Genomic DNA, 25,147 nt, shown 5'->3' with positions numbered 1-25,147 from the left:
TAACCTACTACAAGTAATTAATTAAGGCTCTTTAGCGGTTTTCTAGATAAAGTAGTAGATTTTATAATAGTTCGAAAGCAACAATTTATACGGAAAAAGCATTATTTATAAGGAAAAAGGAGTGTAAAATATGCCTTCTTTCGTAGGTGGAGTTTATGTAGACAGTGTTGGGGATGGTGCCTTTACAGTAGGAGATGCTTTTAGAATTTCTCCTAATGGATCTGCACAAGACAAAGGTGGGGCAGGTACATTTAATACAGGTTCGTTTATGAGGATCTCAAATAAAAAGAGTAGTACCGGAGCAACAGATGTTGATATCAGTGACAATGTGACTTCTTCATTCAAGCCTTTTATTATTAATTTTTAAACGTCGTTTAAATATACCGACTCAACAAAAGTAGGAACGCTAAAAACGGGCGTTCTTTTTTTATGTGGCTTAATTTAACGGCATATCTTAATTAACTCACTTTTAACCACTAATGCATATTCCCTATCTATATGAGTTATTTTAATACTATCTAAATAGAGGAAGAAGGGGTGTTAGTATGGATTGGAGCTTGCTTTGGAAAGCGTCACTAATTGTCCTTGGGGGAACCATCTTGTTACGTATTGCAGGTCGCAAATCAATCTCCCAAATGACACTAGCGCAAGTTGTGATTATGATCGGCTTAGGATCTCTCCTTGTTCAACCTGTGGTTGGGAAAAATGTCTGGATGACAATATTAGTAGGTCTAATTTTAGTCCTTACACTTGTATTGGTTGAATACTTACAATTAAAGTTTGATTTTGTAGAAAAGTTTATTACTGGCCAATCTAAAATGCTAATTGATAATGGTACCATCAAGTATAAAAATTTAGCAAAATTAAGAATGACAGTTGATCTACTAGAAATGCAACTAAGACAGAAGAATGTCACTAATATCTCTGACGTACAATATGCAACACTGGAACCAAACGGCCAAGTTGGATTCTTGTTAAAACAGAATAAACAAAATGCAACTAAAGAAGATTTGGACACAATTAGGACGGATATTCAAGAATTAAGACAGTATATAGACTCTTTACTACCAAAAACAAAAGTTGTCTATAAAACAGTCGGAAAAAATGTAACCTCCAAACCTTTTATCCTGCCAACAAAATCATCCCGTCCCAAGGAGACTGCTGAAGTAGATTTGTTTCAAGAGGTAAAGAATAAAGGTCATAACGAAGAACCACCAAGTTATTTTCAGTAGTAGAAGATGAAAAAAACTACTTGCATTTATTTAGGAAATGGTATATAATTTTAATTTAAGCTAAACATTACTTTTTAGTTTCACATATTGTAAAAAGTGATCATGATTTGGTACTTTTTTACAATATGTGAATTTTTTTATGGGTAATGAGCATATACTATAAATATTGGAGGTTTTTATTAGAGGGAATGATTGAAGTGTAAGTATTGTACTAGTTCTAATAAAAAACGTTAGGGTTATTCTTACTCTAATCGTACAGGGGGCAAAGTAAATGGTATTTGGTAAAAAACCGGTGGAAGAAATTAAAATGGCTGTCACAAAAGTGTGGGAGTGTACGTCAGATACATGTAATTGCTGGGTAAGAGATAATTTTAAAACAAAAAATATTTCAACATGTCCAATTTGTAGCAGTCAGATGGAAGCTACAGAAAGAGAACTCCAAGTTATTCATAATCACTCCGTTGCAGAATAAATTTTCCCTTCAATGTTTCCGCATCAAACGTAAAAATCTTTTCCATGACCAAACAAACAAAATCTTTTTAAGGAATTTTTTTCTTTCCTAATTCTCACTGGCATGACCTAGGAGTCATAAGGATGGAGGAGAGGTAGGGCTTTCATTGTTTTAGGATTTACAAAGGATCGAGTTTTATTTTTACTAGGCTCTTTTCTAAAACTTTTTGTTGCTTCTTGGACTACTTTATCTTAAGTTATACCTATTCTAAACGTTAGAAAACAGCGGTTTTCTAGACATAAAGTAGAACGCATTATACTAGTAAGTAAAAATCCGGGTTTTGGGATTTTAACACAAGTAACAATTTATACGGAAAGAGCATTTTACTAAGACCCTAAAGTTTAATAGGAAAAGCCCTTATTCAGGAAGCTGAAAAAGGGCTTTTTTTATATACTATCATACTTATGCGAAACTTTTTTCAAGCTCGTCTATTAGTGTTCCAACATAAGCGACAGCTTTCTTAATAGCATCTGGTTTTGTCATGTCTAAACCTGCATACTCAATTAATTCTTGTGGCGTTTTAGTTCCTCCAGCTTTTAATACATCAAGCCATCTGTCCACAACTGGTTGGCCTTCTTCCTTCATAAGCTGAGCCACTGCGGTAGAAACCGTTAAACCTGCCGAATAGGTATATGGATATAATCCCATGTAATAATGCGGTTGTCGCATCCAAGTTAGAGAAGCACCTTCATCAATTTCTACTGTATCTCCCCAGAATGAAGAAAGTACGTCTGCTTTCTGTTCACTTAAAGTAGTGGCAGTAATGGACTTACCTTCCTCAGCTAGGCGATACACTCTACGTTGAAGTTCTCCTTCAAGTAGGTGAGTAACAAAATTGTGATAATATGTTCCAAGGAACTGAAGGATTACCCAACGTCTCATTCTCGGATCGCTTGTATTCTCAAGTATATGTTGTCCTAGTAGAAGTTCATTCATGGTAGAAGGTGCTTCCACAAAATACGTAGAAGGTCTAGTGTTTAAAATTGTTTGATTTTTATTAGCTAAATAGAAATGTCCAGCATGACCTAGTTCATGTGCTAGGATAAATGCTCCTCTCATCGTATCTGTCCACGTCATTAGTATAAATGGATGAGAACCAAAAGGACTTGCACAAAAAGCACCGGTAGATTTTCCAATATTATCTGGTAAGTCAACCCAACGTTCTTTTAATCCTTTTTCCATAATTTCAACATATTCTGGTCCCATTACCTGAAGTGATTCAAGGATTATTTTTGATGCTTCTTCATAGGTAGTTGTTGGGTTGAAATCAGGATCTAATGGTGCTTTTAAATCGCAAAACTTTAATGTATCAAGCCCTAGGACTCTCTTTTTTAATCTTGCAAACCTCTGCATATGCGGAGCCAACTCTTGTTGAATTACATCCAATTGATTATTATACATCTCTTCTGACACTTGTTGAGGCTTAAGAAGCATACTTGTAACAGAGTCATAACCTCTTAATTTGGAAAGCGTTACTTGTTTGTTAATCTCTGTTGCATAAGTCGCTGCGAATGTATTTTTGTATTGTTTTAATGTAGAAGTAAATGAATCGAATGCTTTTCTACGTAAATCAGTGTTAGAAGATAGCTCATAATGATCTTCAAATAAAGCAAAGGAAACGGGCTGTTCATTACCTTCTTGATCAAGTATAGAATTGAACTGCATATCTGATGATTTGCTTCTTTGATAAATCATATAAGGAGCACCTTGTACTTCACCTAACAAGGCAAGTGCTTCTTCTGTTTCAGGAGATAATTGATGTGGTTTCCCTTCAAGCACATCAACTAAAAGTTTACGATATGTATGCAATTGATTATTCTCAGATAAATATTGTTCTACTTTACCATCTGGTAGGCTTAAGATCTCAGAATTCACAAAGGAAACAGCTGCATTTACGCGCGCTAATACAGATCCAATTCTTGAGGTATCAGACTGATTTACAGGATTTGTTCCATCCTCAGAAATACGTAAGTTAGCATAAGTTGCAATTCTGACAACCTTTTCTTGTAGTTGTTCCTGAGCTTTTATGCAGTTTAGCAAAGCCTCGGCATTTTCACCTAATCTTCCTTTGAACTGTGTAACAGTTGGAATTTCTTGAAGAACAAGATCAATTGCATTTTCAAAGTCTTGATAAGTAGGGAATAAGTCTTCTAGATTCCAAGTTGATTGTACAGGCACTTCTGAACGACTAGGTCGTTTCGCTACAGTTTTTTCCATAAGTAATTCTCCTTTAACAGTTATTTCGTGTTACTAATTAAATTACATTATAGAACAAACTAGCAGGTAAAGTCAGTATTTTTTAAAAATTTCGGTAAAAAAAGATTTAAACTTGAAGGGGATTATATGTTTATAAGAGCCAAAAAAAAGAGACAAAATGTCTCTTTAGATGAATGACTATAATAAAGGTTGATCTCCATATAACTCTTGATAAGCTGTTTCTGCGGCTGCTTCTGTTTGAAACAAAGCATCGTCATCCTCTATAACATGGAAGGTCTCATGTAGAAATAAAGCCACTCCATCAGGATTATGAGGATGCTGAACAATTTCAGCTTTTTTTACATTGGCAACAGAAGCCGTGTGTGGGTTATGATAAATAACATAGACTTCATCCCCGGCTTGAATGTCTTTTGGATCAATGGTTTCCATTTTTGCACTCTCCTTTAGTTTTTACTATCTTTTGTTTCTGTATATGAGATTATAAGAGGAAATATTGGGCAGAAAGGGCACTAGCTAAAAATCACTGTGATAGGGGAAAAATACAACAAGAAATTATGATTAAAAGGTGGGTTTTAAATGAGTATTAAAAAAGTTGGGACACATAGCGGCAGTTTCCACGCTGATGATGTGATAGCATTTGTTATATTAGATGGATTATACGGTCCCTTAGAGTTAGTTAGGTCACGGGATGAGGAAGAACTGTCAAACTGTGATCTGATCTTTGATGTAGGTGGTGGGAAGTATGATCACCATACAAATAATAAGGAATATAGAGAGAACGGAATTCCTTATGCAGCAGCAGGATTAGTATGGAGGGATTTTGGAAAACTTCTCCTAGAAAAGAAGGGGTTTGATGCAACGTCCATAAATAGAGTTTTTACATATATAGATGAGCAGTACATACAAGGTTTAGATGCCATTGATAACGGCGTTAGGTTTACTCGTGAGATTATAGTTCCAGATTTAACCTCAGATATTCAAAGGTTTAATCCAAGATGGAATAAGCCAGCAGATGAAAATGAGCAATTTCTTAAAGCTGTAGAGTATGCCAAAATCTCATTTTATAATTTGTTAGATGACCAACTCTCAAGGCTTGCAGCTGTAGATATCATTAAAGAAGCCTATAAAGCTAGAGAAAGAAAGGAATTACTTGTACTAGAACAACATTGTCCTTGGCAAGGGACCCTGCTAGACCTTGATCGGGATGGAGAAGTAAAGTTTGTTATATATAAGGACCCACGAAAGGGGTATTTAATACAAGTAGTTCCAGTGGGGCGCAATACATTTGAGGCACGTAAGGATCTTCCAGAACAGTGGGCAGGAAAAGAGGCTGATGAGCTGAATCGAATGATTGGGATTGAAGATGCCATTTTTGCTCATCCCGCACGCTTCATTGCAGGTGCAAAATCAAAGGAAAGTATTATGAAGATGGCAGAACTATCTTTACAAAGTTAGAGGAGAACATATGGTGGAGTTAAGGATTGTCACTAAAGACCAATTAGAGGTTCTTGGTAATCTGTTTGAGTATTATGTTTATGAATTTAGTCCAATTTTACAAATTGATGTATCGAAAAATGGAAAGTATGGTTTTACGAAAATTCATGACTATTTTACATATGACCGATACCATCCATATTTCATCCTTTCAGAGGAGAAGTTAATTGGTTTTTGTATAGTGGAAAAGGTCAGTGACCAAGAATTCGACTATCGAATCGATCAATTTTTTATTTTAAAAAAATATGGTAATAGGGGACTTGGAAGTAAAGCGGCTACAAAAATATTTGATTTATTTAAGGGAAAGTGGCAAATTACTCAAACCGAGACAAATTACAGAGCCCAAGCATTTTGGAGGAAACTAATAAAGGAATACAGTAATAATCAATTTAGTGAATTTTACGATTCAAATCGTAGGTCTATTCAAACATTTTCAAACGATAAACCCCAAAAAATGTTATAAAAAAATATTCTATACTTATGAAATGAGGTTGAAAAATGATACGCCCAGAAGAATTAGCTCAGCGGCAATTAGATGCTTACAACAAACAAGATATTGATGCCTTTGTTTCCGTTTATACGGACGATGTCATCGTTAGAGACTTTCCATCAAACAGGATTACTCTGTCAGGTATGCAAGAATTTAGAGAAAGATATGCGAATCTATTCGCTACAAACCCTAACCAACATGCGGCATTAAAATCAAGAACGGTAAAAGGAAATATTGTAATTGATCATGAACATGTTACGGCGAGAGAAAACGGTGAAGATATCGAAGCCATTGCAATTTATGAGGTAACAGGAAATAAAATCAAAAACGTTTGGTTTGTAAAATAGTCAAAACAATAAATCCGAGACACTGTCTCGGATTTATTGTTTTGTATACTCTTTATTCACTTGGTCAACTTCATCTTGACTTAGTTGTGCTGTTTCGGATTTAGGAAGAAAGAAGCTGGCAGTATATTTAATACTGTTTTCTAATTTCTCAGTAATAGTAGAAAATCTCTCAAAAATAACGCCTTTTATATGCTCTAACTGCCTAGATATCTTTTGAGTGAGTGCTTCTTGACTGTCTAGGCGTTCTAATACTGTTTGGTGAAAAGCTTCTTGAATCTCGAGCTTTTCTGAAAGTGTTTTACATAACTCTTCCTGATTTACTAGCTGTTGATGAATAAATTCTAAGGTTTGATCATTTGACTTCAAGTGATTGGCTAACTCTTTTGACACTTGGTCCTGTGAATGAAGACCATCAAATATAACTTGATTCATAAGCTCATCATTCGTCATTTTTTTTCGTAGGTCATGGCTAAGTTGTTCTACGTGAGCAACTCTATCTAAAATGGACTTACTTGTTTCTTCTTGGTTACCTAAGCGATTGTGTAGTTGAATGTTAGAGTTTTCTTGTTTTGTAACTAAATGGTGAAAAAAATTTTGTTGTTCTAGTTTTGTAGTATGAATATCATCATTTACTCTGGAAATAGATGCAGAAAGTGTCTCAGTCATCTCTTTTTGCTGTTCCATATATTCTTTTATATAATTCGTTTTATATAAAATTTGATTAGAAAGAGAACGATCAAGTGAGGAGGTAAATAGTTTAGGTGGTTGAGATAATTCATCTTCATAAGCTCTCATATGCTCACTCCTTGTTGTGTGGTAATAATTTTTAAAGGGAATTCTCTCTTTGTTGCTACCTATAAGAAAACAGTCAGTGTTGGTATAATAATCTATTGTATGAGTGGACGACATGTCTTTGTGCAAGAAATTTGTATTGAAATGTCATTGGTGGAATTTTGTCTTTTTATGACAACCTTCGTCGAATTGATTTTCAATTGCCTCAAATATTGTCATAATGAAATAGCGCAGTCGAAAAAAGGACGGGTTATCCATGAATAAAGAGAAGCTTATACAAGAGATTGAAAAGAAAAGAGCAGAAATGACACAACTAGGTGTTGAAAAAGGACTAACCAATGATGAAACGATTCAATCCAGTCAACAGTTGGATCAGTTATTAAATCTCCTACAATTAATAAAAGTTACACAAAGATAAGTAGAAGAAGTTATAGACTTCTTCTTTTTTTAATCCTTTACCCAAAAATAATGAAAAAAATTGAATGATAGAATTAAAAACTCCACAAAATAAGTTTTGTCGGAAAACTTACTTTGAAAAATGGAGGGAAAAAATGTTAAGACGAATTTTAGCAATAATGGTTGTGAGTTTATTACTATTTCCAGTGTATTCAAACGCTCAGATTAAAATGTTTAAAGAACCACCTTTTTCCCATTATAAAGTTTCAAAAGGAGACTCTTTTTGGTTTATTGCCAAGCGCTACGGGTTAGATTATAAAGAATTAATGAGATTAAATCCTGATGTTGAGCCAACCAATATGCATGTAGGCGAGGTTATTCGATTAAAGGAAACAGCTTCCAATCATAATTCTTTTGAGAATCAAGTCGTTCAACTTGTAAACCAAGAACGTGCTAAACAAGGTCTAAAACCGTTAACGCACCGAGCTGATCTTAAAGCAGTTGCCCATAAAAAAGCTGAGGATATGATTAATTCAAATTATTTCTCTCACACTAGTCCTAACTATGGATCTCCATTCCAGATGATGAAGACTTTTGGAATTAGTTATACAGCAGCTGGTGAAAACATTGCAAAAGGTCAAAAAACACCACAAGAAGTAATGAATGCATGGATGAACTCACCTGGTCATCGTGCAAATATCTTAAAACCGGAATTTGATACGATTGGTGTAGGATTTTACCATAGTGCTTGGGTACAAATGTTTATAAAGGCTAGATAAAATATAAAAAGCACTCCTTGATCAAGGAGTGCTTAACCTTTTTATTGAGGGGAATCAATAATGCAAGGATTTCAATATAAAAAAGACGTCATATAGACGTCTTTGCGTATTGAGGCGAAAGACTGCACGCCACATCGTGCATTTCGCATAAATGCGAGTGTCTAATCGACTTACACAATTCAGCTCATCGCTTAATTAATATAACATCCTATTCAAAGGTTGACAAGAACTAGTTTTTTCCAAAGGCTGTTTTTGTATAGATTGTGATTTTCGTAAACGAGCTTTACCAAATAAGAATATAGCCCTTAATTCTCGTATGGAAATTATGGATGTAAAAAACCAATACAAATCGTTATAGTTGCAAAAAGTTTAATAATCATCAACAATAGAAATATAAATATCTTTAATTCAAACTATTTTCTGTGGGAGGATAAGTCATGAATCTTAAACCACTTAAAGGTCAGCATCATGTTTCAGCCATCACAGCAGATGCGAATAGAAACTATGATTTTTATACCAAAACGTTAGGACTAAGATTAGTAAAAAAGACTGTCAATCAAGATGATACGTCTGTCTACCATTTATTCTATGCAGATGAAAGAGGAAATCCGGGAACTGATTTAACATTTTTTGAAATACCAAGAGCGGGTCACACTTATTATGGAACGAACAGTATTTCCTCAACCTCACTACGAGTACCTAGTGATCAATCTCTTCATTATTGGAAAAGTAGATTTGAAGAATTAAGTGTAGAGCATGAAGACATCTCACATGAGACTGGTCGTGCAACCTTATCTTTTACAGACTTTGAAGGGCAACGATTAATGCTTGTTTCAGATGAGGTAAACGTTGGAGTTGGAGGAGGACGCCCTTGGAAGAACAGTCCCGTCCCAGCAGAACATTCTATTGTTGGGCTTGGCCCAGTTTTACTCACCGTAAGTAAAAAGGAACATACAGCAAAAGTATTGACCGACATTTTAGGTTATCGCAAAAAAAGAGGTTACTCAGCTTATGGGAGTGAAGTTTCAGTATTTGAGACAGGTGAGGGTGGAACTGGGGCAGAGCTTCATCTACTAGAACGCTCTGATTTGCCAATGGAACGTCCAGGGCGGGGCAGTGTCCACCACGTGGCATTTAGAGTAGAAGATGAGGAAGAATTAAATAAATGGGTAAAGTACTTAAAAGATCAAAGAATACCTAACTCCGGGTTTGTAGAACGATACTACTTCAAATCATTATATTTCAGAGAGCCAAACGGTATTCTTTTTGAACTTGCTACTGATGGTCCTGGATTTGAAGGTGACGAGCCTTTTGAACATTTAGGTGAGAAACTAGCGTTGCCACCTTATTTTGAGGATCAACGAAATATAATAGAAGCAAAATTAAAACCTCTTGATACAAAAGAGTAAAGAATAGGAGTTATAAATGATGGAACATGTCTTTAAAAAAGGAACATCACCCCAAACAATATTGCTTTTACACGGAACTGGTGGAAATGAAAGAGACTTACTACCACTAGCTGAAATGATTGCGCCGAATGCTTCTGTTCTTGGGGTCAGGGGAAATATAGTGGAAAATGGAATGCCTAGGTTCTTTCGTCGTTTAGCTGAAGGGGTGTTTGATGAAGAGGATTTAATTTTTCGAACAAAAGAACTAAATGAAGAAATTAACGGGTTCGCCAAAACATATGGATTCGACCGTGATCAAGTTATTGCAGTCGGGTACTCTAACGGAGCCAATATTGCGGCAAGTCTTTTATATCATTATAAAAATGCATTAAGGGGAGCTATTCTTTTTCATGCGATGGTTCCACTTCGAGGTATAAACCTACCAGATTTAAGTGAAGTTCCAATATTTATTGGAGCTGGGAAGCGCGATCCTTTAATTCCAGCACCAGAAACAAAAGAACTAGCAGAAGTTTTAAGAGCTGCGAACGCAGAAGTAACAGAACATTGGGGGGAAGGCGGACACGAATTAACGAGAGAAGAAGTTGAACAAGCAAGGGAATGGTATCAACAAAATATTTAGGCTCTTCCCTAAAAACTTTGTTGCTTTATAAACCTTTTTGATCAGGCCTTTTGTTGTACAAAAGGTTTTTTTATGTTGTTCTTTTTCAAAACGATAGATATGGTATTCAAAACTTATATATGTAGAAGGAAGAAGTAAATCAACCTTCATAGGGCAGATAATTGTTTTAGTCCTCTAGTTATTTGTTCGTCCCAAATAACTATACGAGAGGCATAATGAAAGTGTTCTTCATAGGAACATAGAAGTTGACGATACCATTCTATGAATAGGCTGATATCATGTCTTAGTTCAATAGAAAAAATTCCAGAACGGTTAATAACTATGTTTTCGTATTTACTTATAATACCTTTAACCTTCTTTAAAAATTTTAAGCTATCTTTTAACTTTAAAAATTCATGATGTTCCCTATTTATCAGATCAATATCTTCACGTAACATTTGTTTTATTAGTATATTAATCTTTTTAGGGTCTTCTGGTAACTGACCATTGAATAGAAATTGTTTGAGCATAATTAGATCGGTTAGTCTCTTGTTTGTTTCGAATTCTTGAAATACACGAAAAGTATTTAAGGCATCATACATGGGATTATGGGGTTCACCGATAAATTCTAATTCAAATAATTTTAAAGCATTTTCAACAGAACAAGGATTTTTCGTCACTCTTTTTGTTACGACTGCCTGAAAATCGGTATATCTTTCATTTATTTTCTTGAAAATTGAAGTTGGTAGTTGGTGTCGTACAGAGTCATATTGTAGACGGCTTAAGTCACTTGGTGACCATGAATAAAAATGAGATTTCTTTATGCCATTTACCCAGGCTAAAAAATCAAACATAACTACGTCAAACTTAGACGCATCCTTTAAATTATCATCGTTAATCCCGGTTAATCTTTTACAGAAAGGACTAAGTGGAGAGTTGTTAACTGGTTTAATGTACCGATCAAATAATTCAATTTCTTCTGTGTGAAGATTATATTTCACTGCACCTAGTCTAATAGCCTCCATGTCTTCAAAAGGCATACCTTGATTAGAACAAAGCATTTCAAAATCAAAGAATACAAATTGTTTTATCTTAGCCATTTGTCTCCTCCTTTCCTTAACAAAATTATAAAGGAGTACTGATAAAAGAAGAAGACACAAATATTTTCCTTAGTCCAATAATGCTTAGTAGAAATTTTGACATTATCTGTCCTAATTAGAAGTGTCTGAAACAATCCATTTTGGTTCGCTTATTTGAGCTGATAACTTATATATCTTGGATAACACTCTTTTTGCTTCTTCGCCTGTAAGCGGAGTTGGTTGATAATTGTTTCTTGCGGTAGTAGAGGAAATACGAAACGGTATGACCTTAATTTCTTTTTGGTCAAGTAGCTCTCCATCCTCAAAATGGAATACCTGCTGAAATACAAATGTATCTTTGTCAGATGGGTTACGATTCCCACCAAACATAAAGTTTCCTAAGCTATAAACAATAAATTTTCCATTATATTCTTCAATTCCTTGAACCACATGTGGGTGGTGACCTACAACTAAATCCGCCCCTTGGTCTATCGTAAATCTTCCAAGAGATGTCTGAGTTGAATTTGGAACATAGCTTCTTTCTTCTCCCCAGTGAAAATGGACGATAATTAATTGTGCGCCTTTCTCACGGTGGGTCTGAATATCTTTTTGTATCTGATCTCTTATTTCCTTTGTATCATTCCACCCATTGTAACCAAGTGCTGCGATTTGAATATCCTTAATCGTTGTTCGATAGCTCTGACCGTTACCAAAGTGACCGATATTATGTTTATTTAGGTTTTCAATTGTGTCAGTATAGCCTTTTTCTAAATAATCGTACGTATGATTATTTGCAAGGTTGACAGCCTCAATACTACCTAAAGACAAGATCTCAGTATATTCTGGATTACCTTTAAAACGAAATTTTTTCTGCGCTTTTTGTGAAGAATTGGTTAAAGTTGTCTCTAAGTTTACCGACGTGAAATCATCCTCACTAAAAAGTGTTTTAATGTTTTCTACGAAAAACTCAAGTCCATTCCGATCTGCTTCATGAATAAATGTCTGATTATACCCAAAGCTTTCATCACTGCCAATTGTAAAGTCTCCAGCCGTGCTAAGCGTAAGTGTGGTAATGACAGGTTTAGGAGGTGTTGACTTTTCAATCGCAGGATAATATGTATTAGGGAGGTTCTTAACTATTAATTGTTCAGAACGATTTTGATCCATTTCTCCCATACTAGTAATGGTAATGCCACTACAACCACTAATCATTATTAAAATAAATATAGGTAAGAAAAGCTTTGCTGACCGCATTATAGTCCTCCAATTAAATTCCATTTTAAGTAAAAGGTGGATATTAATTGTAGTAATACGGGATTAAATACCTATAACCCTTCATGGTGACAAAAGCAGTCAAAACATTCTAAAAAAAGCTAAATAATGCAAGTGTTTCGAGCTGTTTCTCAAATTATGCAAGAGCCTATAATTAATATCCTTTACTTTTGTATTCATTCGGTTCCCAGCCTAGAACTGAATGTTGAAAAGGAGGAAAAAAATAAGCTCTGAGAAAATCTCAGAACCCTTCAATTTAAACTATTCATTAAAAATTGTGTAACGAGATCGTTAACTTCACTCGAACGACGAGTAGGTAATTGGTGTGTTTCTCCTTTAATGACATGAATTTGATGACTAGGTAAATGCTTTTTATAAAATTTAATGTGTGTATTAATCTGGTCGGCTTTACTTCCATATATAAGAAGTACAGATACTTGGATATTTCTGACTTGGTCTTTACAATTAAAATGGAGTGATTCTTCATAAAATTCTTTCCAAACATCTGCGTTCGATTTCATCATATGTTCTTTCAGCACAAGACGAAACTCTTTTTCCTTTGTATGACTTTTAGCTATTACACTTGATATAAAATGTTTATTTTTTTTAATGGCATAAATTCCTAGTTTATGTTCTGTTTTAAATATAAAATTATTTACATTTGGATAAGCCCCAGATAATATTAATGCCTTTACTCTTTCAGGAAAATGTATGGCTAAGTATTGTGAGATAATACCACCTGCTGAGTAACCAAAAATGATACAGCTATTTATGTGCAACTCATCCATAAGGAATACAAGATCTTCCGAGAACCGTTTTACAGATACTTCCGAACCTTCATGAAAGGAACTATCACCTTGTCCAACTAAATCGGGAAGAATGAGTCTAAACTTTGTTGATAATGGTTTCTGTTTTTCAAACACTTTTCTTCCCATACCAGGCGGGTGAATAAACAATATAGGTTCGCCCGTTCCTATATCCTCATATGCCATTCTTTCTTGATTAATGATGACTGATTTCATAGGATAACTTCTCCTCATTTTTCTAATAGTTTTACACTACTTACAGTTTATATAACATGTATGAATTTCCTGTTAAACTCAAAAATCTAGTGATGAGGGACTAAAACGTTGTATAATGGAAGTAAGCAAGGGGGATAAAATATGATTACGTCAAGTAAAGACATCAACCTGGCAGAACGGTTTGAAGTGGCCTTTAATCAAATACACGATGCTTTAAAGAGAATTGTAAAAATAAAAGATGACCGATTTGTTGTTCTAGTAAGAGTAGGTGCAAAGAGTCATCAAATGATTGATACATATAAAGATGATTTAGAACAGTATGCGAAGTTAAGAAATGCACTTGTCCATGATAAGTTAGAAGTGGGCCAATATATTGCAGAGCCTCATGACAATGTAGTGGATCATATTGAAAAAATTGCCGCAATCTTTAATAAGCCAAATCATGCTTTAAGCATCGCAACTAAACAAGTTGTCGCATTTCAGTATGATGATACAATTGTCAAAGTAATTCAAGGTATTAAGGAGTTCTCCTACTCACAATATCCAATCTATAAAGGGAAAACTTGTATAGGATTATTAACAACAGAATCTATTGTTAAATGGATGGCCACCAATATGGTGAATAGTATTGTTACCTTATCCGATATTCATGTAAGTGATATTATGCAATTTGAAAAGGAACACCCATTAAAATTTGTTTCAAAGTCAATTAATATTTTTGAGATAGAGGATTACTTTGAGTTAGCTCACAAGGAAAAGCAAACGCTAGAAGCTGTTGTTATAACTGAGAACGGCTCTCCAAATGAGTCTCCACTTGGTCTAATTACAGCGTGGGATCTAATTGAAATTGACTATACTTTAGACTAGTTTTCTAGAGAATGTTTACTTACAAATAGGAGGATGACAAATGTCTATTTTTAATAAGGTTTTAGCAAGTGTAGGAATTGGTGCAGCTAGGGTCGATACTAAACTTTCAAAGAGTCAGTTCGTAGTTGGTGAAGAAATCACTGGAATCATCGAGGTTGTCGGTGGGAACATCGAGCAACCTATTGATGAGATTTACCTCTCATTATTAACTCAGTATGTAAAGGAATCAGATGATAAGAAATATCTACAAACTGCCGTGATTGGAAAATATAAAGTGCTGGAGAATTTTACAATTTCTCCAAATGAAAAAAAGGAAATTCCGTTTACATTCACATTACCTTTTATAACCCCTGTAACTCAAGGGAAAACAAGGGTTTGGATACATACAGGTCTTGATATAAAAAATGCGATTGATCCAACTGATAAAGACTTTATTGACGTACAACCTTTAATGGTCATGAAAGCAGTTTTAAATTCAGTACAGGAACTTGGCTTTAGGTTACGAGAAGTAGAGTGTGAAGAGTCCCCTAGATATTTGAGAGCTTCTCAAGCGTTTGTTCAGGAATTTGAATTTATTCCAACGAGTGGGACATTCCGTGGAAAACTAGATGAATTAGAAGTTGTCTTCATTCCAAAATCGAGTTCGGAAGTGGAAGTATACTTGCAGGTTGATCGAAAAGCAAGAGGACTAGGAAGCTTCTTAGCAGAAGCTTTTGAAATGGACGAGAGTAATGTTCGATTGACGGTCAATCAAAGTGACATTCCAACTATGACATCTAAATTGGCGAATGTGATTAAACGATATTCTTAAAGGATCATTACGATACAACCTCATAAAAAAGCTCATCATTTTAGATGAGCTTTTTCCTTTTATTAATCTTTCTTTGGTTCAAGTACAGGGGCCGTCTTGAAATTTGTTAATTCTTCGCCAAATTCAACTGTGCCTAAATTAATCTTTGGTTCCAACGCTTCCTTTGTTTGCGTTTGAATTCGTTCAAAAAAGTCTTTTGTCGTATCCATGATTTGAGTACGGTTTGAATTTCGGGTAATCATCCCAATTGCCGTACCTATAAGAATATATCCAACTATAGACCAACCTGAACGCTGGTTTGTCTTTTTTGTAAACATGCTCATCCAATCATTTCCTCTGCTGCTATTTGTTAAAAGTGAAATGATAGTATTTAAAATGTTCATGTAAGCCCACTCCTTTTATCTATATCTTTTCAATAATAGCTTGTAGAATTGCATATGTTTTTATGTAGGGAATTGCTTACAGGTTTTTTCCTCATGTGTATAGAATAAATAAATTATAAGGAGGGTTCTCATGAGTAGACCAATAGAACTGACCAAAATCATTATTACGCAAGAAAAACCACCTCATCGATTGGCTTACATAGGCAAATTTGCTCAACCTATTGATTATGGTGTACACGGTGGAGTACAGGATTTTTATGGGTTTAAACCAGAGAAAGAATATCCATCCACATTAGATCACATAGTTGCAGCTGCAGGTGGCTGACTTACAGGTACTTTATCTGGCGCGCTGGCAGCGCGTAAAATTCCACCTTATCCTAACAAGGTAAAAACCTCAATTGTTGGCACAATTGAAGCTCCAGAGGGAGTGTTAAAAATTACAAAAATGGAGTGCCATTATGAAGTTAGAGTACCAATTGGAAAAACAGATGCAGCGGAACGGGCATTACAAGTATTTGAAAAGGGCTGCCCTGTTGCCCAAACGCTAAGAGGGAGTGTTGAATTTATACACACTTGGCACATAGAAGAGTATGACGAAGAGATTTAAAAGCCTCAATTTTAGAGGCTTTTTTTATATAGCAAAAGAAAACTTTTTTTACTAAATGCCTTTAGTATAGTTTCAATAATCATTAAAAATGCTTGGAAAGAATGATTTATTTCACTATAATTATATAGATAGCAAAGTGCTAGCAAAAAGATATCACATGAAAGGAAGAATGTAGCAATGAATGATGCTCAAAGATTGCAGTTGAATGTTAGAATATCGAAAGAAACTTCAAACAAACTCGACGAAATTGTGGACTATTACCAGGAGAACTTAAAGTTCGGTAGAGTGTATAAAGGAGATGTACTGACAGACATTATTGAAAAGTCGTATGAAGTGATGAAGAAGCAGAAACAGAGTAAGAGATAAAATATCATTTTTTTGTAAAATCCTTCTATTGAGGGCACTACTATATATATATTCTTTAAAATAGGGGTTAGGCTTGTGACAAATTTATCTTCTCTGCATAGTAGAGCTATTCATCAGACGAAAGAAAAAGTATACGAGGATCTTAATCGCTACCTAGAAAAGTCTGAATCAGTACCAACGTTTGAACAATACTTAGTTGATCGTGAACATATTATTGTCCAAATATGGAGCAATGTATGGGTTAATATAGCGGCAAGTCATACTTCTCTGAAAGAAAAGAGATCATATTTATCAAATAATCAACAACTTGATATAGATAATCTAAGTAGGAAACAGATTAATCAATTATTTCGAACAGAAATAAAAAATTATCACGCCTTTGATGTTACGTCTTGGCTTAATGAAGTCTTTAGCACCAATAAGGAAAATTGGGAAGCACGTTATAAAACTGCTAGAGAAGCGTTTTTTAAACGTGAAAAAAAGAGACAAGAACTCGAATTGAAGAATCATGCTAATTTGTTGCTAGAAAAGGAACTCGACAAATTATTTACAGAACACTTTATTGAGTTCTACATTAATGTTCGTTATTTTATGGCAAGAAAAATAAGCATGGACATACACAAAAATAGCTATATCCTAGATCATAAATTAATGACCTTTGAAAAACTGCTGTATCAAGAATTAGAAGAGAACTTACAAAGAAATGCATATGACTATATGTTTGAAGTAGACCCTGAGGATAAATATCGAACGTTAGTGTATGACTACATGTTAAATTATTCACCTTCTTTTCTTGTTCCGCTCCTCTCTAGTGAAGTAAAAGAAAAGTACCAAAAAGGATATGGTGTACTGCTTACTCCTGAGAAATTACGAGTTTATTATGCACAAACACTACACTCTTTTAGCAGTGAGATATTTGATGAGCTCTTAGATGAATATGTAGAGGACTTAATAGAGTTAGAAAAGATACCATTTGATCAAGGTCAACATAAAGAAATCCTTTTTAGAGATCTTAATCTCCGTGAAGTTAAAATGAAAGAAGAGCTCCTTGAACAAGAACGACAAAAAGAAGAGGAAGCTCGTATGCTAGAAGATATATTTGGTCAAGTATACAATTCTTCATTAAACAGTAACATTCATTTTACCCTACATGTAGGCGAAACTAATACAGGAAAAACCTATCAGGCTTTGCAAAGAATGATGTCTGCCAATAGTGGAATGTACCTTGCTCCATTACGATTATTAGCACTTGAAGTGTTTGATAAGTTAAACAACGAAGGAGTCGCGTGCTCATTAAAAACAGGGGAAGAAGAAAAAATTATACCAGGTGCCCACCATATTGCATCTACCGTGGAAATGTTTCATGAAAAGGATTTTTATGAGATTGTTGTAATTGACGAATCTCAAATGATTGCGGATAAGGACCGCGGATTTGCATGGTATAAGGCCATTACAAAGGCCAATGCTAAAGAAGTGCATATTATAGGAAGCTATAGTATGAGAGCGATGATCTTACAGCTAGTTGGCAAATCTAATATCACGATAAAGGAATATGTAAGGGATACTCCTTTGAAAGTGGAAGATCAAGAATTTAAGTTAAAGTACGCCAAAAAGGGCGATGCTCTTATATGCTTTTCAAGAAGAAGGGTTCTAGAAACAGCTTCGCTTCTACAAAGGGAAGGTAAAAAGGTAAGTATGATTTATGGTAGTATGCCACCGGAAACAAGAAGAAAGCAAATTCAGTTGTTTATTGAAGGTATAAATTCAATAATAGTTGCAACAGATGCAATTGGAATGGGTTTAAATCTACCAATCCGACGAATTGTCTTCTTGGAAAATGAGAAATTTGACGGAACGACACGGAGAAGATTAACATCTCAGGAAGTAAAGCAAATAGCAGGTAGAGCCGGACGGAAGGGACTCTATAATGTAGGAAGAGTAGCATTTTCAGAAGACATAAGGCAGATGTCAGCTCTTTTAAATCAAGTGGATGAACCGATACAAACATTTGCTATAGCTCCTACGTTTGAAGTGCTTGAACGATTCCAAAAGTATTCCAGAAGTCTTGGGGACTTTTTTTATTTATGGGATTCCTATGAGAGTCCAGATGGAACGAAAAAAGCAACCCTAGCTGAGGAACGTGTACTTTATCAAATGGTGGAAGGTACAATGATTGAGGCACGTATGTCAATTCAAGATTTATATGGCTTCTTACATTTGCCGTTCTCTTCCTATGAGCCAGTACTTGCCAAGCAGTGGTATGAAAAACTGAAATCTATAGTAGAGGGCGGAGAACTTCCAGAGCCCGTCATTAAGCTGGATAATCTAGAAGAATTAGAGCTGTCGTACAAGGCTGTTGGATTACATTTATTGTTTTTGTATAAATTGGATCAACGGACTGAAACCGCTTATTGGGAAAAAATCAGAATGGAGATAAGTGACAAAATTCATGATTCACTAAGAACAAATGTACAAACTAAACAACGAAAATGCAGAATTTGTGGGGCAGCTCTTCCTACTGCTTTTACTTTTCATATTTGTGATTCTTGTCATCAGAAAAGGTATGAGTATAAAAGGGTCTATAACCGAAAAAGGAGAGAATAATCAAATGTTCAAAAACATTCTTGTCCTATTCATAGTCATTAGTTCATTAGTATTTGGTGTTCCTCAATCCATACTTGCTAGTGAGGAGCAGCAAACATTAAACCAGAAGATTGACCAACTTTTATTAACTGATTCCTCCATTTTAGGAGGCATTGTAGGTGTCAGTATTAGAGATTCAGCTACTGGTAAGATACTTTATGAACACAATGGATCTACTAGACTCCGCCCTGCATCAAATTTAAAACTTATTACTGCGGCTTCCGCCTTATCTGTGCTTGGTAAAGATCATACTTTTGATACAGAAATGCTAATGGACGGTACAATTAATCAAGGAATCTTAAAAGGTAATCTCTACTTTAAGGGAAAAGGTGATCCAACATTACTGACAAGTGATCTTGAACAAATGGTTGCTGATCTTAAAGAAAAAGAATTAACGGAAATACAAGGGAACCTTATTGGAGATGATTCATGGTTTGATGAAGTAAGGCTTTCAGTTGATCTTCCATGGAGTGATGAAACTACATATTACGGAGCCCAAATTTCTGCTATTAATCTGTCTCCAAATGACGATTATGATGCGGGAACAGTCATTGTAGAAGTGAAGCCATCTCTTAAAGCCGGAGAACCGCCTACTGTATCTATTAAACCTTCTTCAAGTTATCTAAAGCTTGAAAATCGAGCCTCCACCGGTAAAGATGATGTAGAAAATACGCTTGAGGTCTCAAGGAAACATGGTGAGAATACAATTATGATAGAGGGCGTGATCCCTAAGAATGGTGTTCGGGTAAAGGAATGGATTTCTGTTTGGGAACCTAGTCATTATGTTATTCACCATTTGAATGAGTTGCTTAAAGCACAAGGTATTATATTGAAAGGTAACATCCTGCTTGGTGAAACTCCGGAGAACGCTAGCCTCTTACTTTCTCACTCATCTATGACATTATCTGAACTATTAATTCCTTTCTTAAAGTTTAGTAATAATGGACACGGAGAAGTCTTGATAAAAGAAATGGCTAGAGTTCAAAAAGGTGAAGGCAGCTGGGAAAAGGGTATAGAGGTTGTTAAAGAGCAAATAAAAAAATGGGGTATAGACCCCTCCAAGGTGGTTCTTAGGGATGGTTCTGGGATTTCACACGTAAATTTGGTTTCAGCAAATGACCTAACTAGCCTTTTGCATGGCATTCAAAATGAATTATGGTATGATGATTTCTTACAAGCATTACCCTTAGCAGGTACAAGTGACCGTTTATTAGCGGGGACTCTGTTACACAGGATGAATACGGTACAACATGAAGCAGTTGTAAGAGCAAAGACAGGTACGTTAACAAGTGTGAGCTCTTTATCCGGTTATGTGCACATAGATGAAGAAAGACAATATGTGTTTAGTATCATTCTAAATAACTTGGTAGATGAAGATAAAGGCAAACAGCTTGAAGATCGTTTCATTGAGATTCTTGTAAACCAAAGTTAAGCAGATGGAATGACAGGAGATAAGTAGTATGATGAATAACCCATGAGTTGTTAAAGAGGAGATCGTGTACGATCTAGGAGATAAACGGTGGCTTATTAATTTGAACCAAATAAAACCTTCTGGTAAAAAAGTAATGTTAACCTTTGATGATGGGCCCGGAAAGCATTTACCTCTCATCTTGGACATTTTAAAGGAAAAGCAAGTTAAGGCTTTATTCTTTTGGCAATCAAGGTTATTATATAATGGAAGACCTTGGAAACGTGTGTTGAAGGACGGTCATCTTATCGGTTCTCATGCATCTAACCATACTAATTTGACTTCTTTAACGAAGGAGTTGCAGTATCGACATATTCAAGGCAGTGTAGAGAAGATTGAAACGATTACAGGAGGACAAGTGAAATACTTTAGACCTCCCTTTGGACAATATAATGAAGATACGATGGAGATACTTCATGATTTAAATCTTACACCTGTAATGTGGGATTTAACTTCATATGATTGGAATCATCAGGAGAATCCAACATGTATTAAAACAAACATTATAAGTCATCTACAGGAAGGATCTATCATTTTACTTCATGAGTTAAAACAAACAACCATGATCTTACCAGAATTAATAGATGAAATTAGAAATCAAGGGTATGAATTTGAACTCATATCATAAGGGGGAAAAAGGATGATTGTTATTCACGCACATATTTTTGTGAAAGAAGCATCTCGCAATGAGTTTTTAAGAGATGTTGTAAGCTTAGTGGAAAATTCACAGGCGGAAGAAGGGAATATCTCGTATCAACTCTATGAGGATACGACGAAACCAAATAAATTTGTAATGTTAGAAGAATGGAAAGATGCAGAAGCTGTTACATTCCACTTCAACACTCCTCACTTTAAAGAATTTGGGAAGATGGCGAAAGAATATTTTCAAGAGCCAGCTCAAGTGGTTAAATATGAGGCTGTTAAACAATAACTAAAACAAGAAGCTGAACGAGTGTTACTCACGTTCAGTTTTTTTGTTAGGTTTTTTAAACCGGGTCATAAAATATTTGGTAATTAGGGAGACTAGAGAAAAAGGTAACCAATAGGTGCAACTTAATTTATGGACATTCAATATACATTTTCAACATATCCTAAATTTCACGAAGTTTTAAAGAATCTTGAAGAATTCTTAAACAACTATTCGTCGACCTTAAAAAACTATGTCATAATTTCAATTGTAGAAGCAGTCAATAATGTGTTTGAACATACTGAGAAGACAAACGATTCTCTAGTAATTACGCTCTCCATTATCATCAAGAAGAAACAATTAATTTTGGAATTAACGCATAATGGAGTAGGTTTTGATTTTAAGAGTAGACTTAACATGATAGGTGATCCTGATCAATATTTTCATCAACATATTACTTCAATTCGTGGTAGAGGAATAGCTATTATGAAGAAATGTGCAGATGAGATTCAGTATTCAGATAATGGACGAAACGTGTTATTAATTTTTCAACTAAAATAGGGTGAGGATCATGGAATTTAAAGTATTGGAATTAGTGAATGAATTAATTGAGTATTCCCCAGATTCTATTATGATATTAGATTCTCAAGGTTTTTACGTGTATGCAAATGATACGAGTGTAAAAATGTTCGGAATACAAAAGGAGGACTTAATTGGGCATCACTTCTATAATAAGAATAAGCTTACGTCAGACTCCTTAGAGTATTGCTTAGAAATTTTCCCAGAGGTCATGCGAGGCACAGTTAAGGTAATTAAGATTAGAGCCTTCAATGACAGAGAAGAAGAAATTATTTTAAGTGTAAATTGTAAGCTAATTCAACAGGATAATACGGATTATTTATACCTTATTCTTAGGGATCTCACAAAAGAGTATATATGGGAACACGAAAAAGGAGAATTGCTAGAGTATAACGAGTTGTTAGTTCAGGCAATGAATCAAAGTGGAGTGGGAATTCTAATTACAGATCCTAAATTAGAAGATAACCCAATAGTCTATGTTAATGAAGGATTTACAAAAATGACAGGCTACCAGAAGAAAGAAGTCCTAGGGCGAAACTGCCGACTTCTTCAAGGACCACGAACTAACTGCGAAACGGTTAATAAAATAAGAGAGAGTATTAACGGTCAAACTCGTGTTCATGAAGAATTACTAAATTATCGGAAAGACCGTACCACTTTTTGGAATGAACTTACAATTAGTCCGGTTACATCACAAAATGGAAAGACTGAATATTTTATTGGGATTCAAAGAGATATCACAACACGTAAAATTTTAGAGATGGAACTAGAGAATGACTTAAAGGTTGCGAGGAACCTCCAACAATTACTGCTAAGTAAACCAATTATAGAGACAGACATAACGATTACAGGCTTTTATAAACCCTCACATGAATTAGGTGGAGATCTTTATAAATGGTTTCAAATTTATGAGGGTTTATATGGAGTCTTTATCATTGATGTTATGGGACATGGTATTTCATCCTCTTTGTTGACTATGTCGTTGCATACTGAAATAGTCTCGTTACTTCAAAGGGATATATATACTCCTTCTGAAGTTATGACTCAGTTAAATAAATTAATCTTTAATATGTTTGCTGATGATCTTGATCTAGAAGTGACAAAATACTACTTTACTGCCGTTTATCTCTTGATTGATACAAGAGAAAAGAAAATTGAGTATGTAAATGCTGGTCATCCTGACTTTATTATAAAAAATAATGAGGATTTCTTGTTTCTTCCATCGACTACAATTCCAGTTGGAATGTTAGAGGAGGTTTCCTTTGAGACATCTATAATTCCTTATGAAGTAAATTCAGAAATAGTTCTATACACAGACGGATTACTAGAACATATGCAGATGACTAAAGAAGATTTAGCTGAAGTCTTACTGGTAAAGAAGGTGGACATGCTATTAGATCAGTATCAATATATGCCAAAGGATGATATTTGTGTCATTCATATTGATTTATTATAAGAATGGCTGTGTTAAAGTACAGTGTTGATTTTTAGCAGAGTTGATTGAAGTGGAAGGACGCGAGACTCCTGTGGGAGAGCGGGTCGCGGACAAAGGAAGTTCACTTTGTCCTTGTAGACTCCACAGGCACGGTTTTCGCCGAGGAGGCTCCCGGACTCGCCCACGGAAAGCGAGTGTCCTGGAACGAAAATCAACAACAAGTTTTAACAGAGCCATAAGAATAAAAAGGGTAATAGTATTAGCTTGAAAATCAACAAAGTTTTAGAAAAGAGGCTATTGTAAGGAAGGTCAGTTATGAATACATATCAAATACAAGAATCTCATATCAATTACACAAACCAACGAAGGATCCAAGAAATCCTTCTTGAAGAGCTTAGAAATAATCAAGAAGGACTTGAACTTGATTTCTCCCTTGTTACTCATATGGATAGTATAGGTGTATCCATACTTATGGTGCTGTACCATGAAGTAATAAACCAAGAGAAAAACCTGAGACTTACTAAAGTTAATGAGAAACTTATGGATATCTTGCAAATTACACGGCTGCATACATTATTTGAGATCCATCAAGAAGAGAAATAGGAATAGATGACTATTTTCCACTCATTGATGTCTAAGTATAATTTCCCTATATATGTAGATTAAGGGTGAGGGGGAGTAACCGGTGGCAAAAGTATTAATAACAGATGATGCAGCATTTATGAGAATGCAATTGAGAGATATGGTAACAAAAGCGGGACACGAGGTAGTGGGTGAAGCTGAGAATGGACTTAAGGCTGTTGAACAGTATAAGCAATTAAAACCCGACCTCGTTACAATGGATATAACTATGCCTATTATGGATGGTGTACAAGCTGTGAGGGAAATAAAAGCATTTGATCCAACGGCAACAATTATTATGTGTTCCGCAATGGGGCAGCAAGCCATGGTAGTAGATGCAATACAAGCGGGGGCTAAAGATTTTATTGTTAAACCTTTTACTCCTGATCGAATTGCTGATGCACTAAAGAAGCTTTTTCCATGAGGTTCTTTTTATAGATTGTTGCTTCCGTAAAGAATATGCTGAGAGGTTGGGACATAAGTATTCCAGTTAATTAAAAACCCAAACTATTTAGTGGATTTTTCACTTTATAGTTCGGGTCTTTTTTTTGTTAGTGCAAACTATATTTAATAAATTAGTGAAATGAAGCGGAAGACACTCGACTCCTGCGGGAAAAAGAGAAAGGGTCGAGACCCCGCAGGCGAAGCCGAGGAGGCTCGACTTTCTCCCCGCGGAAAGCGAGGGTCTGCAGCGCAATGGAACGCATTTGTTTTTCAAGGTAAGCAGATTAATAAGTAACAAAAGTATTCAAAAACAAATATATATGAACATTTAAATATTCGTGTTTGAGGAAGTCACAATTAGTTATGTCCCAACCTCTT

Annotated in this window: 30 protein-coding genes; 23 read left to right on the top strand and 7 right to left on the bottom strand. The window is 35.1% G+C overall.

What is annotated here, in order from left to right; genetic code table 11:
- The first annotated feature begins 130 nt into the window (after window positions 1-130).
- The 3 genes from LT143_RS06925 (at window position 131) to LT143_RS06915 (ending at window position 1,704) form a co-directional block, all read left to right on the top strand.
- Entirely contained in the window at window positions 131-367 is a 237-nt protein-coding gene (locus LT143_RS06925; protein ID WP_246941620.1) for a spore germination protein, read from the top strand.
- 178 nt (window positions 368-545) lie between these two features.
- Window positions 546-1,232 (top strand): DUF421 domain-containing protein, encoded by a 687-nt coding sequence (locus LT143_RS06920; RefSeq protein WP_246941618.1) that lies wholly within the window; start codon window positions 546-548, stop codon window positions 1,230-1,232.
- Window positions 1,233-1,503: 271 nt separating this feature from the next.
- Complete coding sequence (locus tag LT143_RS06915) at window positions 1,504-1,704, top strand: cold-inducible protein YdjO-related protein (RefSeq protein ID WP_246941616.1); 201 nt, start codon at window positions 1,504-1,506, stop codon at window positions 1,702-1,704.
- Between the two features lie 441 nt (window positions 1,705-2,145).
- Here LT143_RS06915 and pepF read toward each other — a convergent pair whose 3' ends face one another.
- Window positions 2,146-3,960 carry an oligoendopeptidase F gene (gene pepF, locus LT143_RS06910; RefSeq protein WP_246941614.1) on the bottom strand — a complete coding sequence of 605 codons (1,815 nt, stop codon included), beginning with the start codon at window positions 3,958-3,960 and terminating at the stop codon, window positions 2,146-2,148.
- A 177-nt stretch (window positions 3,961-4,137) separates the two neighbouring features.
- Window positions 4,138-4,389: a transcriptional regulator SplA domain-containing protein gene (locus LT143_RS06905; RefSeq protein WP_246941612.1), complete on the bottom strand. Its 252-nt coding sequence runs from the start codon at window positions 4,387-4,389 to the stop codon at window positions 4,138-4,140.
- 147 nt (window positions 4,390-4,536) lie between these two features.
- On the opposite strand from LT143_RS06905, the gene LT143_RS06900 reads away from it, so the two are divergent.
- From LT143_RS06900 to LT143_RS06890, 3 genes are read left to right on the top strand one after another with little or no spacing between them, the layout of a single operon-like run.
- Window positions 4,537-5,415 carry an MYG1 family protein gene (locus LT143_RS06900; RefSeq protein ID WP_246941610.1) on the top strand — a complete coding sequence of 293 codons (879 nt, stop codon included), beginning with the start codon at window positions 4,537-4,539 and terminating at the stop codon, window positions 5,413-5,415.
- A gap of 13 nt (window positions 5,416-5,428) precedes the next feature.
- Complete coding sequence (locus LT143_RS06895) at window positions 5,429-5,917, top strand: GNAT family N-acetyltransferase (protein ID WP_246941608.1); 489 nt, start codon at window positions 5,429-5,431, stop codon at window positions 5,915-5,917.
- 35 nt (window positions 5,918-5,952) lie between these two features.
- The gene (locus tag LT143_RS06890) at window positions 5,953-6,291 is read left to right on the top strand and encodes a nuclear transport factor 2 family protein (protein ID WP_246941606.1); all 339 of its coding nucleotides are present in this window, start codon (window positions 5,953-5,955) and stop codon (window positions 6,289-6,291) included.
- A 33-nt stretch (window positions 6,292-6,324) separates the two neighbouring features.
- On the opposite strand, the gene LT143_RS06885 is transcribed toward LT143_RS06890, so the two are convergent.
- The gene (locus LT143_RS06885; protein WP_246941604.1) at window positions 6,325-7,086 is read right to left on the bottom strand and encodes a hypothetical protein; all 762 of its coding nucleotides are present in this window, start codon (window positions 7,084-7,086) and stop codon (window positions 6,325-6,327) included.
- Window positions 7,087-7,339: 253 nt separating this feature from the next.
- On the opposite strand from LT143_RS06885, the gene LT143_RS06880 reads away from it, so the two are divergent.
- From LT143_RS06880 to LT143_RS06865, 4 genes are all read left to right on the top strand, one after another.
- Window positions 7,340-7,501 (top strand): aspartyl-phosphate phosphatase Spo0E family protein, encoded by a 162-nt coding sequence (locus LT143_RS06880; RefSeq protein WP_246941602.1) that lies wholly within the window; start codon window positions 7,340-7,342, stop codon window positions 7,499-7,501.
- Window positions 7,502-7,634: 133 nt separating this feature from the next.
- Window positions 7,635-8,258: a CAP domain-containing protein gene (locus LT143_RS06875; protein ID WP_246941599.1), complete on the top strand. Its 624-nt coding sequence runs from the start codon at window positions 7,635-7,637 to the stop codon at window positions 8,256-8,258.
- A 437-nt stretch (window positions 8,259-8,695) separates the two neighbouring features.
- Window positions 8,696-9,667, top strand: coding sequence for a ring-cleaving dioxygenase (locus tag LT143_RS06870; RefSeq protein ID WP_246941597.1), 972 nt, complete (start codon window positions 8,696-8,698; stop codon window positions 9,665-9,667).
- Window positions 9,668-9,686: 19 nt separating this feature from the next.
- Window positions 9,687-10,286 (top strand): alpha/beta hydrolase, encoded by a 600-nt coding sequence (locus LT143_RS06865; protein ID WP_246941595.1) that lies wholly within the window; start codon window positions 9,687-9,689, stop codon window positions 10,284-10,286.
- 146 nt (window positions 10,287-10,432) lie between these two features.
- Here the strand turns inward: LT143_RS06865 and LT143_RS06860 are convergent, their stop codons facing one another.
- The 3 genes from LT143_RS06860 to LT143_RS06850 form a co-directional block, all read right to left on the bottom strand.
- Entirely contained in the window at window positions 10,433-11,365 is a 933-nt protein-coding gene (locus LT143_RS06860) for a 3'-5' exonuclease (protein ID WP_246941593.1), read from the bottom strand.
- 111 nt (window positions 11,366-11,476) lie between these two features.
- The gene (locus LT143_RS06855) at window positions 11,477-12,511 is read right to left on the bottom strand and encodes a CapA family protein (RefSeq protein ID WP_418909819.1); all 1,035 of its coding nucleotides are present in this window, start codon (window positions 12,509-12,511) and stop codon (window positions 11,477-11,479) included.
- A gap of 356 nt (window positions 12,512-12,867) precedes the next feature.
- Window positions 12,868-13,638, bottom strand: a complete 771-nt coding sequence (locus LT143_RS06850) for an alpha/beta fold hydrolase (protein WP_246941589.1) — start codon at window positions 13,636-13,638, stop codon at window positions 12,868-12,870.
- 141 nt (window positions 13,639-13,779) lie between these two features.
- Here LT143_RS06850 and LT143_RS06845 point away from each other — a divergent pair, with 141 nt between their 5' ends.
- Window positions 13,780-14,505, top strand: coding sequence for a CBS domain-containing protein (locus LT143_RS06845; RefSeq protein WP_246941587.1), 726 nt, complete (start codon window positions 13,780-13,782; stop codon window positions 14,503-14,505).
- 40 nt (window positions 14,506-14,545) lie between these two features.
- Window positions 14,546-15,316: a sporulation protein gene (locus LT143_RS06840; RefSeq protein WP_246941584.1), complete on the top strand. Its 771-nt coding sequence runs from the start codon at window positions 14,546-14,548 to the stop codon at window positions 15,314-15,316.
- Between the two features lie 62 nt (window positions 15,317-15,378).
- Here the strand turns inward: LT143_RS06840 and LT143_RS06835 are convergent, their stop codons facing one another.
- Window positions 15,379-15,699 carry a hypothetical protein gene (locus tag LT143_RS06835; RefSeq protein ID WP_246941582.1) on the bottom strand — a complete coding sequence of 107 codons (321 nt, stop codon included), beginning with the start codon at window positions 15,697-15,699 and terminating at the stop codon, window positions 15,379-15,381.
- 130 nt (window positions 15,700-15,829) lie between these two features.
- Between LT143_RS06835 and LT143_RS06830 the strand changes: the two genes are divergently transcribed.
- The 11 genes from LT143_RS06830 (at window position 15,830) to LT143_RS06780 (ending at window position 24,749) form a co-directional block, all read left to right on the top strand.
- Complete coding sequence (locus LT143_RS06830) at window positions 15,830-16,024, top strand: hypothetical protein (protein ID WP_246941580.1); 195 nt, start codon at window positions 15,830-15,832, stop codon at window positions 16,022-16,024.
- A gap of 24 nt (window positions 16,025-16,048) precedes the next feature.
- Window positions 16,049-16,306 (top strand): OsmC family protein, encoded by a 258-nt coding sequence (locus LT143_RS06825; RefSeq protein WP_272495741.1) that lies wholly within the window; start codon window positions 16,049-16,051, stop codon window positions 16,304-16,306.
- A 177-nt stretch (window positions 16,307-16,483) separates the two neighbouring features.
- Complete coding sequence (locus LT143_RS06820) at window positions 16,484-16,672, top strand: hypothetical protein (protein ID WP_246941578.1); 189 nt, start codon at window positions 16,484-16,486, stop codon at window positions 16,670-16,672.
- A 75-nt stretch (window positions 16,673-16,747) separates the two neighbouring features.
- Window positions 16,748-19,276 (top strand): helicase-related protein, encoded by a 2,529-nt coding sequence (locus LT143_RS06815; protein ID WP_246941576.1) that lies wholly within the window; start codon window positions 16,748-16,750, stop codon window positions 19,274-19,276.
- Between the two features lie 4 nt (window positions 19,277-19,280).
- Window positions 19,281-20,747, top strand: coding sequence for a D-alanyl-D-alanine carboxypeptidase/D-alanyl-D-alanine endopeptidase (gene dacB / locus LT143_RS06810; RefSeq protein WP_246941574.1), 1,467 nt, complete (start codon window positions 19,281-19,283; stop codon window positions 20,745-20,747).
- A gap of 100 nt (window positions 20,748-20,847) precedes the next feature.
- Window positions 20,848-21,411 (top strand): polysaccharide deacetylase family protein, encoded by a 564-nt coding sequence (locus LT143_RS06805; RefSeq protein ID WP_246941572.1) that lies wholly within the window; start codon window positions 20,848-20,850, stop codon window positions 21,409-21,411.
- Window positions 21,412-21,423: 12 nt separating this feature from the next.
- Window positions 21,424-21,714 carry a putative quinol monooxygenase gene (locus LT143_RS06800; RefSeq protein WP_246941569.1) on the top strand — a complete coding sequence of 97 codons (291 nt, stop codon included), beginning with the start codon at window positions 21,424-21,426 and terminating at the stop codon, window positions 21,712-21,714.
- Between the two features lie 129 nt (window positions 21,715-21,843).
- On the top strand, window positions 21,844-22,251 hold the full coding sequence (locus LT143_RS06795) for an ATP-binding protein (protein WP_246941567.1): 408 nt from the start codon (window positions 21,844-21,846) through the stop codon (window positions 22,249-22,251).
- A gap of 10 nt (window positions 22,252-22,261) precedes the next feature.
- Window positions 22,262-23,725: a SpoIIE family protein phosphatase gene (locus LT143_RS06790; RefSeq protein WP_246941565.1), complete on the top strand. Its 1,464-nt coding sequence runs from the start codon at window positions 22,262-22,264 to the stop codon at window positions 23,723-23,725.
- Window positions 23,726-24,019: 294 nt separating this feature from the next.
- The gene (locus LT143_RS06785) at window positions 24,020-24,307 is read left to right on the top strand and encodes an STAS domain-containing protein (protein WP_246941562.1); all 288 of its coding nucleotides are present in this window, start codon (window positions 24,020-24,022) and stop codon (window positions 24,305-24,307) included.
- A gap of 82 nt (window positions 24,308-24,389) precedes the next feature.
- Window positions 24,390-24,749, top strand: a complete 360-nt coding sequence (locus tag LT143_RS06780; protein ID WP_336296594.1) for a response regulator — start codon at window positions 24,390-24,392, stop codon at window positions 24,747-24,749.
- The last annotated feature ends 398 nt before the right edge of the window (window positions 24,750-25,147 follow it).

The organism is Bacillus pinisoli (assembly GCF_023036475.1).
GTDB classification, from domain to species: domain Bacteria; phylum Bacillota; class Bacilli; order Bacillales; family SA4; genus Bacillus_BS; species Bacillus_BS pinisoli.
Note: the sequence above shows the minus strand (reverse complement) of the source record. Positions and strands in the feature narration are given on the sequence as shown.